At 66.9% G+C, this 13019-nt stretch carries 14 protein-coding genes; 5 read left to right on the plus strand and 9 right to left on the minus strand.

Features of this window, described 5'->3' with window-relative positions; translation table 11 throughout:
* Positions 1-25: 25 nt before the first annotated feature.
* Positions 26-1033, minus strand: a complete 1008-nt coding sequence (locus WDLP6_RS09820; protein ID WP_162592179.1) for a LacI family DNA-binding transcriptional regulator — start codon at positions 1031-1033, stop codon at positions 26-28.
* Positions 1034-1243: 210 nt separating this feature from the next.
* Between WDLP6_RS09820 and WDLP6_RS09825 the strand changes: the two genes are divergently transcribed.
* Positions 1244-2545 carry an MFS transporter gene (locus WDLP6_RS09825; RefSeq protein WP_232077014.1) on the plus strand — a complete coding sequence of 434 codons (1302 nt, stop codon included), beginning with the start codon at positions 1244-1246 and terminating at the stop codon, positions 2543-2545.
* Positions 2546-2574: 29 nt separating this feature from the next.
* On the opposite strand, the gene WDLP6_RS09830 is transcribed toward WDLP6_RS09825, so the two are convergent.
* From WDLP6_RS09830 to WDLP6_RS09850, 5 genes are read right to left on the minus strand one after another with little or no spacing between them, the layout of a single operon-like run.
* Positions 2575-3369 carry an ABC transporter ATP-binding protein gene (locus WDLP6_RS09830; protein ID WP_162592180.1) on the minus strand — a complete coding sequence of 265 codons (795 nt, stop codon included), beginning with the start codon at positions 3367-3369 and terminating at the stop codon, positions 2575-2577.
* Positions 3370-3373: 4 nt separating this feature from the next.
* Positions 3374-4225 (minus strand): ABC transporter permease, encoded by an 852-nt coding sequence (locus WDLP6_RS09835; protein WP_162592181.1) that lies wholly within the window; start codon positions 4223-4225, stop codon positions 3374-3376.
* A gap of 25 nt (positions 4226-4250) precedes the next feature.
* Positions 4251-5246 carry an ABC transporter substrate-binding protein gene (locus WDLP6_RS09840; RefSeq protein WP_162592182.1) on the minus strand — a complete coding sequence of 332 codons (996 nt, stop codon included), beginning with the start codon at positions 5244-5246 and terminating at the stop codon, positions 4251-4253.
* On the minus strand, positions 5243-6049 hold the full coding sequence (locus WDLP6_RS09845; RefSeq protein WP_162592183.1) for an HpcH/HpaI aldolase family protein: 807 nt from the start codon (positions 6047-6049) through the stop codon (positions 5243-5245). Before WDLP6_RS09845 ends, WDLP6_RS09840 begins: the two co-directional genes overlap by 4 nt.
* Positions 6046-6858: a phytanoyl-CoA dioxygenase family protein gene (locus WDLP6_RS09850; protein ID WP_162592184.1), complete on the minus strand. Its 813-nt coding sequence runs from the start codon at positions 6856-6858 to the stop codon at positions 6046-6048. The genes WDLP6_RS09845 and WDLP6_RS09850 overlap by 4 nt, the downstream gene beginning before the upstream one ends.
* A 101-nt stretch (positions 6859-6959) precedes the next feature.
* Here WDLP6_RS09850 and WDLP6_RS09855 point away from each other — a divergent pair, with 101 nt between their 5' ends.
* The 4 genes from WDLP6_RS09855 to dusA all read left to right on the plus strand — a co-directional run bounded on the left by WDLP6_RS09855 (position 6960) and on the right by dusA (position 10714).
* Complete coding sequence (locus WDLP6_RS09855; protein WP_232077015.1) at positions 6960-7706, plus strand: TetR/AcrR family transcriptional regulator; 747 nt, start codon at positions 6960-6962, stop codon at positions 7704-7706.
* 72 nt (positions 7707-7778) lie between these two features.
* Positions 7779-8213: a VOC family protein gene (locus tag WDLP6_RS09860; RefSeq protein WP_162592185.1), complete on the plus strand. Its 435-nt coding sequence runs from the start codon at positions 7779-7781 to the stop codon at positions 8211-8213.
* Positions 8214-8227: 14 nt separating this feature from the next.
* Positions 8228-9421 (plus strand): FAD binding domain-containing protein, encoded by a 1194-nt coding sequence (locus tag WDLP6_RS09865; protein WP_162592186.1) that lies wholly within the window; start codon positions 8228-8230, stop codon positions 9419-9421.
* Between the two features lie 249 nt (positions 9422-9670).
* Positions 9671-10714 carry a tRNA dihydrouridine(20/20a) synthase DusA gene (gene dusA / locus WDLP6_RS09870; RefSeq protein WP_162592187.1) on the plus strand — a complete coding sequence of 348 codons (1044 nt, stop codon included), beginning with the start codon at positions 9671-9673 and terminating at the stop codon, positions 10712-10714.
* Here dusA and WDLP6_RS09875 read toward each other — a convergent pair.
* The 3 genes from WDLP6_RS09875 to WDLP6_RS09885 are packed head-to-tail and all read right to left on the minus strand — an operon-like array spanning position 10687 to position 12989.
* Complete coding sequence (locus WDLP6_RS09875) at positions 10687-11466, minus strand: amino acid ABC transporter ATP-binding protein (RefSeq protein WP_269475565.1); 780 nt, start codon at positions 11464-11466, stop codon at positions 10687-10689. The genes dusA and WDLP6_RS09875 overlap by 28 nt on opposite strands.
* Positions 11463-12131, minus strand: coding sequence for an amino acid ABC transporter permease (locus tag WDLP6_RS09880; protein ID WP_162592188.1), 669 nt, complete (start codon positions 12129-12131; stop codon positions 11463-11465). The genes WDLP6_RS09875 and WDLP6_RS09880 overlap by 4 nt, the downstream gene beginning before the upstream one ends.
* A 15-nt stretch (positions 12132-12146) precedes the next feature.
* The gene (locus WDLP6_RS09885) at positions 12147-12989 is read right to left on the minus strand and encodes a transporter substrate-binding domain-containing protein (RefSeq protein WP_162592189.1); all 843 of its coding nucleotides are present in this window, start codon (positions 12987-12989) and stop codon (positions 12147-12149) included.
* Positions 12990-13019 lie beyond the last annotated feature (30 nt).

Here is a 13019-nt window from a genome sequence, read left to right on the forward strand (position 1 = left end):
GTCCTGGAGCGGGCGGCCCCGAGGATCAGGCCGAGTCGCGCATCACCAGCTGGTAAGGCAACTCGATGCTGCGGCCGGGGCGCTCGGCCCCGTGCGCGTCGAGCTGGGCAATCAGCATGTCGGCGGCCATGCGGCCCATTGCCGGCTCGGAGCGGTGCACCGTCGTCAGCGCCGGATACATCAGCGCCGCGGCCGGAATGTCATCGAAGCCAGCCACCGCGATGTCCTGCGGAATGCGCAGGCCGACGGCGCGGATCGCCGCCATCGCGCCGATCGCGAGCAGGTCGTTGGCCGCGAACACCGCGCTGCAGAGCGGCCGCTGCGCGAGGAATTCCGCCATCGCGCGCATGCCGGCGTCCTGCACGAAGCCGTCGGCCGGGATGTCGATCGTTCGCAGCCCGGCATCCTTCATCGCGCTGCGATAGCCACGGCATCGTTCCGCGCCCGGCCCGAGCGGATGCGAGATCATCGCGATGTGCCGGTGCTTCTTGGCGATCAGCGCCTGCGTCATGGCCCGGGCCGCGCCGGCGTTGTCGACATAGAGCCTGTCGATCTGCGTCGACGTCTTGCGCGCCGGGCGCCCGATCAGCACGAGCGCGGTGCCGCGCCTGACCAGGCCGGCCAGCTCCGCTTCGGCGATATGGAAGAACGACGCGAGCACGCCGTCGACATGGCCCTGCAGCAACCAGTTCAGCGCCTGGCGCTCACGCTCCGGCTGGGCATCGGTGTCGAAGATCATCACGTCGTAGCCGGCCGCCTGGGACACTGCCTGGAAGCCGCGCACCATTGCCGGATAGGTCGGATTCGTGATGTCCGGGACGATGCACGCGAGCGTGTGCGAGCGGGTCGCCTGCAGATTCTGTGCGATGCGGTTCGGCACATAGCCCAGGCGCTGCGCGGCCTTCAGGATGCGCGCGCGGGCATCCGCCGAGACCGCAGGCACGTCGCCATGGCGCAGCACCAGCGAGACGGCAGTCTGCGACAGGCCCGTGGCCGCCGCGATGTCGCGCTGCGTCGGCCGCCGAAGCGGCATCTGCGGCTTCTTGTCCGCAGGGGCCGGTGAGGCGCCTTTCGCGGGTGCTGCAACCTGCGATTTCTTTTTCATCTGCAAAGACTGTAGGTGCTACCGGGACGCGGGGTTTGGCGGGCCTGATCTTGTAATACGTATGATATTTGTTTCCGCGGGCCAGGCAATGCAACACAGGCAGGCAGCATTCCAACGCCAACACAACGAGACAAATCCATGACAGCTGCGCCCATGCCCGCCTCTGCATCCGTCGCACTCTCCGTGACACGGGCCGGACCGAGCCGCCGGAAGATCATCGCGGCGACCACCGCCGGCAACGCGCTCGAGTTCTTCGACTTCACGGTCTATGGGTTTTTCGCCATCACGATCGGAAAGCTGTTTTTTCCGAGCGCGAGCGCGTATGGGCAGCTGATGCTGTCGGTCGCGACCTTCGGCGTCGGCTTCCTGATGCGGCCGGTCGGCGGTGTGCTGATCGGCGCGTTCGCCGACCGGGTCGGACGTCGCGCCGCGATGGTGCTCACGATGAACCTGATGGCGCTGGGTTGCCTGATGATCGGCCTTGCGCCGACTTACGCGCAGGCCGGGCTGATCGGCCCGACGATGCTGGTGCTGGCGCGCCTGATCCAGGGCATCTCGGCCGGCGGCGAAGTCGGCGCGTCGGCGACCGTGCTGATCGAGCAGGCCGACACGCGCAACCGCGGCTTCTTCGGCAGCTGGGAATTCGCCAGCCAGGGGCTGGGTATTGCGGTCGGTGCGGCGGTCGCGTTGCTGCTGACGGCGAGCCTGGAACCGGCCGCGCTCGAGAGCTGGGGTTGGCGCGTGCCGTTCCTGCTCGGCGCGCTGATCGCACCGGTCGGCGCCTACCTGCGGCGCCACCTCGGCGAGACGCTGCGCCACAGGGACGGTTCGCACAGTGTGATCGCGACGGCACTGAAGAGCCATGGCACCGAGATCTGGCTCGGCTCGCTGCTGAGTATCGGCAACGCCGTCGCGGCCTATACGGTCGCGTTCTACATGCCGATCTACGCGATCCGCGAACTGCACCTGCCGCCGACGACCGCGCTGCTCGCTGCGCTCGTCTCGGGCGCGCTGAGCTTCACCGTCTCGCCATTCATCGGCCGATGCGCCGACATGTACAGCCGCAAGGTGCTGGTGATCATCGGCCGCATCGGCATGCTGGTGCTGATCTATCCGGCGTTTCTGTGGCTGATCGCCTCGCCGACGCAATCGACGCTGCTGCTCGCTGTCGCCGGCATGTCGCTTCTGCTCGCGTTCATGAACTGTCCGTCGCTGACGCTGTTCCCGGAGATGTTCCCGCAGAAGGTGCGCGTCACCGGGATGTCGTTCGTCATCGGCGTCTCGGTCCTGTTCGGCGGCTTCCAGCAACTCGTCGCGACCTGGCTGATCGAGAACACCGGCAGCAAGCTGTCACCGGCGCTCTACCTGATCGTTGTGCTGGTCGTCTCGTCGCTGGCACTGATCTGGATCAAAGACCGAACAGGGGAAGCGCTGAACTGATGGCAGGGCTGAATCTCTGCTTCGGATCGCTATCCGCCCAGCTCCTCGCCCAGCCCGTCTCGCAGCTTGCGCTCGAGCGCGCGAAACTCGTCGGTGAAAGGCAGTTCATGCGCGTTGCGAGGGCGGCGGAAAGGCAGGCTCAGGTCTTCGACGATGCGGCCGCCGGGCGCCATGACGATGAGGCGATCGCCGAGCAGCAGCGCCTCGGTCAGGTCGTGCGTCACGAAGATCACGCTGCTGCGGCTGCGCTCCCACAGCGCCAGGAACTGCGCGCGGGCCGACTCGCGGGTCTGCGCATCGAGGGCGGCGAACGGCTCGTCCATGAGGATCAGGTCGGGGTCGAGCGCCCAGGTGCGCGCCAGCGCCACCCGTTGGCGCATGCCCTGCGAGAGCTGCCATGGATAGCGCGCCTCGGCGCCGGCAAGACCCAGCCGCGCCATCAAATCGAGCGAGCGCGCCCGTCGCTCGGTGCGAGGCACGCCGCGTACCTCGAGCCCGATCTCCACGTTGCCCAGCGCGGTGCGCGAGGGGACCAGCGCGTCGCGCGCAAACATGTAGCCGAGATGATCGCGTGCGGCGCGGGGCGCCTTGCCCATCACCTGCACGGCGCCGGCATTGGCATCGAGCAGGCCGGACAGCAGGTTCAGGACGGTGGTCTTGCCGCATCCGCTGCGGCCGACGATCACCAGGAATTCGCCGGGCTGCACGTCGAGCGAGAAGTCGCGCAGGATGGCGACGGGCGCGGCGGTGCGGTTGCCGAAGCGCACGGTCACGCCGCGCAGGCTGGCCACTGGGGCGGCCTGGTTCATGGGAAGGCTCGTCATGGCGTCAGTGAGCGGTGGGCGCCTGCCAACGCAGCAGCCAGCGGCCGAGCGCCTCGCTGGCGGTGTTGAAAATCGCCGCCGTCACCATCAGCAACAGCAGGGCGGCATACACGGTGGCCAGGTCGAACACGCCGGCACTGCGCGCGATCATCTGGCCCAGGCCGTCGGCCGAGGCGATCAGCTCGGAAGCGATCACGCCCAGCAGTGAGTAGATCAGCCCGAGCCGCACGCCGGTGAGGATGGACGGCAGCGCCGCAGGCAGGACGACCATGCGCAGCGTCTGCGCACGCGAGGCGCCGAGCGCCGTCATCATGCGCACGGACTCCGGGTCGGCCGCGGCAACGCCGGCGATGGCGTTGAGGATCATGATGAACACCACGAGACTCACCGCCAGCGCCACCTTGGCCGACATCGTGATGCCGAACACCACGATGAAGACGGGCGCCAGCGCGATGCGCGGCATGGCGTTGATCGCGCTCAGGAACGGGGCGACGACGCGCTGTGCCATGGGCATGAGGCCCAGCGCCAGGCCGATCGGCGTGCCGATCAGCACGGCGATGACGAGGCCGGCCATGGTGGCCTTCAGCGTCGCCCAGTAATTCGGCCAGAGCTGCTCGCCAGCGACCAGTGCCATGAATGCCTTCGCGACCGATGCGGGGCTTTGCACCACCACCTTCACGCCCCAGCCGAAGCTGGCCGCCATCTGCCACAGCGCGAGGGCGGCCAGCACCACGCCGAACTGCAGCAGCAAGATGGCGAGCCACTCGGGGAGTCCGCGTGCCTTGTCTGACGCCGCGCCGCCAGCGGCGGCCTTCGCGTTGGCCATCGTCATGTCGATCGGTTCGGTTTCATCCATGCAGCTCACGGGGCGGGCACCGATCTCACATCCTGGCCTGGCAGGCCGAGGGTACGTACTCGTTGAAGTTCGGCAGCTCGGTGCCGGCCGGCAGCAGGATCTTCTGAGCGTTCCACGATGCCGTGTCGATCTTGCCCGACGGCCAGGAATCGCGGTACTGCTGCCAGAAGCTTTCGGCGGTCGGCTTGTCGATGTTGAGCGACTTCTGTACCACCGCCACCACGGCCTCCTTGTTGGCCGGATCGTTGACGAAGCGGTAGGCGTCGCCGACCGCCGAGCAGAACGCCTCGACCACTTGCGGGTTCTTCTTGACGTAGTCACAGCTCGCACCCGAGAACACCTGGGTCAGGTGGTAGATCGGATTGTTGGTGGCCATCTCGGCAAGCTTCGCCATGTACTGGAACTCGCCTGGCCTGAGCATCTGTTCCTGGATCGGAAAGTCGAGTGCGATGTCGACCTGCTTGTTGCGGAAGGCGGCGACCGCCGTGGCCGCGCCGCCGGTCGCGATGTAGGTCACGTCGGCCGGTGTCAGGCCGGCTTGCCGCAGGATCGCGTCCATCATGAATTCCATGGCCGTGCCGCGCGCGTTGATGGCGATCTTCTTGCCCTTCAGGTCGATCAGGTTCTTCGGGTACGGCTCCTTGGCATGGGGCAGCTTCAAGTCCGGCTGCGCCACCAGGTTGTAGTAAGTGCGGGCGCCGGCGCTGAGGTACTGGAAGCACTGGCCTTGTTTCAGCAAGGGCGCAGTGGCGGAGATGGTGAGCGTGCCGATCTGGGCGCTGCCGCCGATGAGCGACGACACCATCTGGCCGCCATTGGCTGCGCCGACGAACTTGAGATCGAGCCCGCGCGCGCTGAAGAGGCCGCGGTCGATGGCGACCTGCTCGGTCAGGTTCAGCGGTGCGCCTTCGTAGCCGACATAGGTGATCGTGCCGAGCTTGGGTGCGTTCTGCGCGGCTGTACCGAGCGCGGCAGCAGCGACGATGGCGCCGAGCAGGATGGCGCGGAGGGTCTTCTTCATGTCTTGTCTCCTGGAGTCGGATGGTTCATGGCTGCACGGCAGGCTTGCAGCTGCGCGCCGGCAGCCTGCAGGAACAGGTGGAAATCGGTGTTGCAGCAGGCGATGCGCTGGCCGCGCTGTTGCGCACGGGCGAATTCCTGCGGCGTGCCGGCCACGGGGATCACCGGCAATCCGCGCGCGGCGCAAGCGCTCTCCACGCGGGCGATGGCGTCCGTCACTTCCTGCGGCACGGTGTTCGATACGCTGCCGCCGTAACTCAGCGTGTGACCCATGGAGAGCGCCAGGTCGACGTGGCCGGGCATGACGGCATCGATGCCCTTCACTGCCAGGATCTCGTCGATGCGCTCCACAGCCTCGATGTGCTCGATCTGGATGATGCAGACCACGTCGTCGTTGGCCTTCGTCATGTAGCCATTGCCTCGCTGCAGCACGTTGCGCAGCGCCGCCACGCTGCGGCGGCCCTGTGGCGCGTAACGGCAGGCGTCGACGGCCAGCCGGGCGTCGGCCGCGGAATTGACCATCGGCACCACCACGCCGTGAGCGCCGAGGTCCAGGGCCCATTCGATCTGGTCTGGTCGGCGCGGGTGCACGCGCGCGATCGGCGCGCATTCGGTGCCCTTCACGCCGCCCAGCACGGCCTCGATGCCTGCCAGGTCGATCGCGCCGTGCTGCAGGTCGAAGACGACGAAGTCGTAGCCGAGGTGGGCGAGCAGGCGGGCGCTCGCGCCGCCATCCATCATCACGAACATGCCGATGGCCGGCCGGCCATCGTCGATCGCGCAGCGCAGCGGGGAGGGCTTCATGCGGGCCTCCGGTGAATATGCGGAACCAGTGGGGAATCGGCGAAGTCGTCGCCTGGTGTCAGGCCGAACTTCTCGAAGTGCCGGTGGGGCGCGCCGGTGTAGAGCACGTCGGTGGGCATGTAGCGCAGCGTGTAGGCGGCGCGGTCCCGTCCGGTGGTGTTGCCGCCGGCGCCGTGCACCATCAGGTCCACGTGCACCGTGGCATCTCCGGCGCGCAGCGGCTGGCCGCCGGCCTTGCGGTATTTCTCCAGCAGCCAGGGCTTGGCCTTGACCATGTCGTCGCCCACGCTGCGGCTGAAGCGGCCCAGCGGTCCCGCCTGGTGCGAGCCCGACAGGAACTGCAGCGTGCCCATGTCCTCGGTCATGTCGGTCAGCGCGATCCAGATGGTGAAGGCCCCGGTGCGGTCGAAGGGCCAGTGCGGGAAGTCCTGATGGAATGGGGTCGCGCCGCCGTCGTCGCCGGTCTTGATGAAGGACATGTCGTGGATGAACAGGCCCTCGTCCTCGCCGATCAGCTGCAGCGCCAGTTGCGACATGCGCCTGGACAGTGCAAGCGCCTTGAACCAGTCGTCCTTCCAGGCCATGCCGTCGTGCATGCGCAGCACGCGCTGGTAGTCGGTGGCGGTCATCCACTTTTCGGTGGCGGTGGGCGCGACCGTGTTGTCCGAGGCGTAGAGCCTGTGCATGATCTCGCCGGCCAGCTCGCGGCTGATCAGCCCGGGCAGCGGGGCCCAACCTTCGTGGCGGAATTGATCCAGGCTTTGCTGCGAGAGGGAATACTCGTCTTCCATGCGGATGTCGCTGCTCACGGCGTGGTCTCCTGGTCAGTGGTTTCTCTTCGACGGCGGGTCTATGGCAATTGCGCGAACGTCCGTTACCGTCTATTGTTTGATTATCGATTGATAATTCGTTGGTTAGTCTAACTGTTCATATGATAAATAAACTAGGGAAAACCCGAGCCGCCATCGAACCGCGCAAAGCGCTGGACTCGATCACGAACGGGTCTGTCGCGGAAGTCGCGGCGCCGCGCCGCCGTCTGGCCCCCGAGGACCGCGAGGACCAGATCGTCCAAGCGGCGATCACCTTCTTCGCGCGCCACGGCTTTGACGCCAGCACACGCGACCTGGCCAAGGAACTGGGGGTCACGCAGCCGTTGCTGTACCGCTATTTCCCGACCAAGGAGGCACTCGTCGATCGGGTCTACGACGAAGTGTTCGCCCGCCGCTGGAATCCCGAATGGGAGGAGTGGCTGGCGGATCGTTCCGTGCCGCTGTCGGACCGGCTCAAGCGCTACTTCCACGACTACGCGCGCTATGTGCTGCGCAGTGAATGGGTGCGCATCTTCATCTATGCCGGCCTGAGCCGCGCCGGCATCAACCAGAAATACCTGACGCGGCTGCGCGAGCGCCACTTCCTGGTGATCGCGCGCGAACTGCGCCACGCCTGCGACATCCCCGATCCGCCCGATGCCGCGGCCGAAGACGAGGAGGTCGAACTGGTCTGGGCGATGCACTCCAGCGTGTTCTACCTGGGCGTGCGCAAGTGGATTTACCAGCAGCCGATTCCGAAGAACCTCGAGGAGCAGATCGACTTGCGCGTCGATACTTTCCTGCTCGGCGTGCCGCCGGTCTTGAAGGCCCGAAGGGTCGCTAGGTGACGCCACTTGCGCCGATCTGCTGTTGCGCTTAATATTTATCTTTCGATAAGTTAAATGCAACAGGAGATCTCCATGGCCATCGGCAAGCTCGCCCACTTCTCGGTGCGCACGACTGCGCTGGAGGCTTCGCGGGACTTCTATTGCAAGGTGCTCGGCTTGCGCGAGGGCTACCGGCCGCACTTTCCCTTTCCCGGCCTCTGGCTGTACCGCGGCGGCGACGAAGCCGACTACGGCGTGGTCCATCTGATCGGCATCGATCGCAATGACCCCGAAGGCCTCAAGCAGTACTTGGGCGACAAGGCAGAAGACACATTGCGCGGCAGTGCCGCCGTTGACCACCTTGCATTTGCCGCTACCGACCTTGCGGGGGTGCGCGGGCGTATCGCCGAGGCCGGCCTGCCGTGTCGCGAGCGCACCGTTCCCGACCTCGGACTGCACCAGCTGTTTGTGGAGGATCCGTCGGGCGTGGTGATCGAACTGAATTTCCCGGCTTCCGAAGCCGTCTGAGCAGGCGGCGCACAGTGGCAGGCAAGGTCATCGTCGTCGGCGGTTCGCTCGGGGGTTTGTTCGCAGCCAATCTGCTCTTGCGCGCAGGTTGGGACGTGCACGTCTATGAGCGCGCGGCCGAGGAACTCCAGGGTCGCGGCGCGGGGATCGTGACGCATCCCGAACTGTTCGAGGCGCTCGCGCTGGCCGGCATCCCCGCCGGCGAGAGCCTGGGCGTGCAGGTGCAGGAGCGCGTCACGCTCGATACCGACGGCAGCCGGATCGCTGCATGCCGGCTACCGCAGACATTGACGGCCTGGTCGCGGCTGTACCAAACCCTGCGCTCGGGGCTGCCTGATGCGCGCTATCACACGGGCAAGCACCTCGTGTCCTTCACGCAGGAGGCCGGTGGGGTGGAGGCCCGCTTCGCTGACGGCGAAGCGGCGAAAGCCGACTTGCTGGTGGCGGCCGATGGCATCCGATCGACGGTGCGCCAGCAATTGCTGCCACGGCTGCGGCCGGTGTACGCGGGCTATCTTGCCTGGCGCGGCCTGGTCGAGGAGTCGGCCTTGTCGGAGCAGGCGCGACGCGACGTCTTTCCCTACTTCGCCTTCGGCCTGCCGCCGAATGAGCAGATGATCGCTTACCCGGTCGCCGGCCGGCACAACAGCGTAGCGCCCGGCCAGCGCCGCTACAACTTCGTCTGGTATCGGCCGGTCGATGAAGAGGCGTTGCGCGACATGCTGATCGATGGCGACGGCAAGCTGTGGGCCGACGGCATTCCGCCGCCGCTCATCCGCCAGGAATTGCTCGACGCCGCCCGGCGCGACGCGCGGAGAATGCTGGCGCCGCAGTTCGCCGAACTGGTCGAGAAGACCACGGCCTTGTTGTTCCAGCCGATCCATGACCTGGAGAGCCCGCGCCTTGTCTTCGGTCGCGTCACGCTCTTGGGCGACTGCGCCTTCGTCGCACGCCCGCACTGCGGCATGGGCGTCACCAAGGCCGCGGGGGATGCCGTGGCACTTGCACAAGCGCTGCGCGATGCCGCCTCGATCGAATCCGCGCTCGAGCGCTACGAGGTGCGCCGCCTTGCCTTCGGCAGGGAAGTGGTGCGCCATGCGCAGGAGCTCGGCGCCTACCTGGAAGCCACCGCTCGCGGTCGGCCCCCCGCATCGGGCCTGACGCGCACGCCAGAGGCCGTCATGGCGAATACGGCCGTGCCCTTGTAGGCTTGCGCCGCGAATCCCGTACGCGGCCGCTGCGTGAGAAACTCGCATCGAGGGCAAAGGCCTTGATCGCCGGAGATCCCGCAGCACGTCCTTCATGGCAGTGACATGCAGATCGATGCGGTGGACTTGCGCGTGTCGGTTGCCGGCAGGAAGCTGCTTGAAGATGGGTAATTTGTGTGCGCTCCGTGTGCATGGGGGCAGCGCGAGATGGGCCTGTTCGGGCGAGTCCACACGAGAGGTTCCAAGTGAATGAATGAAAACGCGAAGCTGTTGAATCCAGGAGAGAGAGTTATCTCCGTTGCGCCGATGATGGATTGGACCGACCGCCACTGTCGCTTCTTCCATCGCCTGCTCACGCGCCACACCTTGCTCTACACCGAGATGGTGACGACCGGCGCGCTGGTCCATGGCGACGTGCCGCGGCATTTGCGCTTCAACGCCGAGGAGCATCCGGTCGCGCTGCAGCTCGGCGGCAGCGAGCCGGCCGATCTCGCGCACTGCGCGCGCCTCGGCCAGGACTGGGGCTACGACGAGATCAATCTCAACTGCGGCTGCCCGAGCGAGCGCGTGCAGCGCGGCGCTTTCGGTGCCTGCCTGATGAACGAGCCGCAGCTGGTGGCGGACTGCGTGAAGGCGATGGTCGACGTGGTGGACGTGCCGGTCACGGTCAAGCACCGCATCGGCATCGACAAGACCGAGAGCTATGCCTTCGTGCGGGATTTCGTGGGCGCGGTGAGCGAAGCGGGCTGCGGCACCTTCATCGTCCACGCGCGCAATGCGTGGCTCAAGGGCCTGTCGCCGAAGCAGAACCGCGAGGTGCCGCCGCTGCGCTACGAGCTCGTGCATCGTCTGAAGCACGACTTCCCGGCGCTGCGCTTCTCGATCAACGGGGGCTTCGATGGCAGCGCTCGGATGCACGAGCATCTTCGGCTGCTCGACGGCGTCATGGTCGGCCGCGAGGCGTATCACAACCCGTGGTGGCTGGCTGCGTGGGATGCGGATTTCTTCGGCGAGGCGCCTTCCTCGCTGACGCGCGAAGAGGTCGAACGGCAGATGTGCGACTACATGGCGCGCGAGGCGGCCGAGCATGACACGCCATGGTCGAACATCGCCCGCCACATGCTGGGCCTGCGCAACGGCCTGCCGGGCGCGCGACGCTGGCGCCAGGTCTGGAGCGACCACAGGTTCAAGGCGCTGGCGCCGCATGCGGTGATGGCGCTGGCTCATGCGCCGCAGCCGGAGCGCGCACCCGAGTCCGAATCCACTCAGGCGCTGGCCGGCCTGCCTTCATGAAAGCGTGACAGGAAGGCGCGCGTCGCGGCCTCGGCGGGCGCATCGATCACCTGGCGCGCCGGGCCGCATTCGACGATCACGCCGTCGCGCATGAAGGCGACCCGATCGGCGACCTCGCGTGCGAAGGCCATCTCGTGGGTGACCAGCAGCATCGTCATGCCTTCCTCGGCCAGCACCTTGATCACGCGCAGCACCTCGCCGACCAGTTCGGGGTCGAGCGCGGAAGTGACCTCGTCGAACAGCATCACCTGCGGCTCCATCGCGAGCGCGCGCGCGATGGCGACGCGCTGCTTCTGGCCGCCCGAGAGCTGATCGGGCCTGGCATCGGCCTTGTCCTGCAGTCCGACCTTGCCCAGCAGCACCAGCGCCTTGGCCGCGGCCTGGGCCTTGGGCTGCCGCAGCACGGTGACCGGGCCTTCCATCACGTTGCCCAGCACCGTCATGTGCGGGAACAGGTTGAAGTGCTGGAAGACCATGCCGGTGCGCGCGCGGAATCCCGCCAGCACCGCGTCCTTGGGCAATCGCGTGGCCGCGCCCTGGAAGGCCAGCGACTGCTCGCCGACGCGCACCGTGCCTTCGTCGGGCACGATCAGCAGGTTCAGGCAGCGCAGCAGCGTCGACTTGCCCGAGCCCGACGGGCCGATCAGCGCCACCACCTGGCCCTTGTCGACCGACAGCGAGACGTCGCGCAGCACCTGGTTGCTGCCGTAGCGCTTGCCGAGGTGGCTCACCTCGATCATGGAAGCATTCATGCGTTGGCGGTTTTCGAAAGGCGCGTCTCGGCGCGCTTGACCAGGATCGTGGCCGGCAGCAGGACGAGGAAGTAGGCGAGCGCGACCACGGTGTAGGCCTCGAGCGGACGGTAGGTTTCGTGCGCGATGCTCTGGCCCTGGTAGAGCAGGTCGGGCAGCGCCAGCACCGACAGCAGCGAGGTGTTCTTCAGCTGCAGGATCGACTGGTTGAGCAGCGGCGGCACCATGCGCCTGAAGGCCTGCGGCAGCACCACGCGGCGCATCACCTGGCCACGGCGCATGCCGAGCGCGCGCGCTGCTTCGGACTGCTCGGGGTCGATGGAGATGATGCCGCCGCGGATGATCTCCGAATAGAACGAACTGCCGTAGAGCGAGAGCGCCAGCACGGCCGCGAGCGCGGCCGAGATCTGGATGCCCGTGAGCACCGGCAGCGCGTAGTAGAACCACACCAGCTGCACCAGCACCGGCGTGCAGCGGAACACCTCGACGTAGGCCCTGAGCGGCGCGCGCAGCCAGGCGGGGCGCGCGAGCCGCCCCATGGCCACCGCCAGCCCGATCAGCAGGCCGAGCCCCGTGGTGATCACCGTGTAGGCGGCCGTGTAGACGAGCCCGACGAGAAGCAGCTGGCGAAAGCCCCAGAGAAATTCGAAGTCCCAGTGGTACACGGCGGCTCTTGCGCGTCAGAAGCTGATTTCGGCCGGTACCTGGTCGGGCTTGACGCCCGACAGTGTCTGCATGTTGGCCAGCACCACCTGCTTGACCTTGCCGCTGGCGCGCGTCTGGGCGATCCACTTGTTGACGTACTCGACCCAGCGATGGTCGCTCTCCTTGCGAAAGCCCAGATTGGTGGTGGTGGCCTGCGTCGGCGTCGGCAGCACGATGTGGCCGACCGACGGGTTCTTGCTCATGACCGTGAGCGCCAGCACGACGGCGAGCACCTGGCAGTCGGCGCGGCCGGTCTGCACCGCGAGCGTCGCGTCCTGGGCCTTCTCGAGGCGGATGATCTGTGCGTTGGGGCAGGTCTTGGTCACGACCTGGTCGTGCGAGGAACCGATGTCGACCGCGATCTTGACCTCGGGCTTGTTCAGCTCCTCCCAGGTCTTGGGGTCGAAGCCCTTGCGCGCGACCAGCACGAAGGCGTTGTTGAACAGCGGGTCCGAGAAGTCGACCACCAGCGCGCGCGCCGGCGTCGGATTGAGGCCGAAGAAGACGTCGATCTTGTTGGATTGCAGGTCGAGCACCGAGTTGCCCCAGGTGGTCTCGTGGATGTCGAGCTTGGCATTCAGGCTGGCCGCGAGGCTCTTGCCGAAGTCGATCATGAAGCCCTGCCATTCGCCCGATGCGAGGTCCTTGTGGTAGTAGGGCGCCGCGCCCGTGACCGCGCCCATGCGCAGGACCTTGGTGCGCTCGATGCGCGCCCATGCGCTTTCGGTCGTGTCGGCCTGCGCGAAGGCCTGCGCGGTCCAGGTCGTTGCGGCGCCGGCGGCGGCGACGCTGGCGAGGAAGTGGCGACGGTTTGTCATGGGTTCGTTCTCCATCGGGTTGAAAAAATC

Origin of the sequence: Variovorax sp. PBL-E5 (assembly GCF_901827185.1) — a bacterium.
Classification (GTDB): domain Bacteria; phylum Pseudomonadota; class Gammaproteobacteria; order Burkholderiales; family Burkholderiaceae_C; genus Variovorax.

Excerpts from the sequence above, each read along its gene's own strand:
- WDLP6_RS09820 (WP_162592179.1), bottom strand. The coding sequence starts at position 1,033 with ATGCCGCTTCGGCGGCCGACGCAGCGCGACATCGCGGCGGCCACGGGC.
- WDLP6_RS09825 (WP_232077014.1), top strand. The coding sequence starts at position 1,244 with ATGACAGCTGCGCCCATGCCCGCCTCTGCATCCGTCGCACTCTCCGTG.
- WDLP6_RS09830 (WP_162592180.1), bottom strand. The coding sequence starts at position 3,369 with ATGACGAGCCTTCCCATGAACCAGGCCGCCCCAGTGGCCAGCCTGCGC.
- WDLP6_RS09835 (WP_162592181.1), bottom strand. The coding sequence starts at position 4,225 with ATGGATGAAACCGAACCGATCGACATGACGATGGCCAACGCGAAGGCC.
- WDLP6_RS09840 (WP_162592182.1), bottom strand. The coding sequence starts at position 5,246 with ATGAAGAAGACCCTCCGCGCCATCCTGCTCGGCGCCATCGTCGCTGCT.
- WDLP6_RS09845 (WP_162592183.1), bottom strand. The coding sequence starts at position 6,049 with ATGAAGCCCTCCCCGCTGCGCTGCGCGATCGACGATGGCCGGCCGGCC.
- WDLP6_RS09860 (WP_162592185.1), top strand. The coding sequence starts at position 7,779 with ATGGCCATCGGCAAGCTCGCCCACTTCTCGGTGCGCACGACTGCGCTG.
- dusA (WP_162592187.1), top strand. The coding sequence starts at position 9,671 with ATGAATGAAAACGCGAAGCTGTTGAATCCAGGAGAGAGAGTTATCTCC.
- WDLP6_RS09875 (WP_269475565.1), bottom strand. The coding sequence starts at position 11,466 with ATGAATGCTTCCATGATCGAGGTGAGCCACCTCGGCAAGCGCTACGGC.
- WDLP6_RS09885 (WP_162592189.1), bottom strand. The coding sequence starts at position 12,989 with ATGACAAACCGTCGCCACTTCCTCGCCAGCGTCGCCGCCGCCGGCGCC.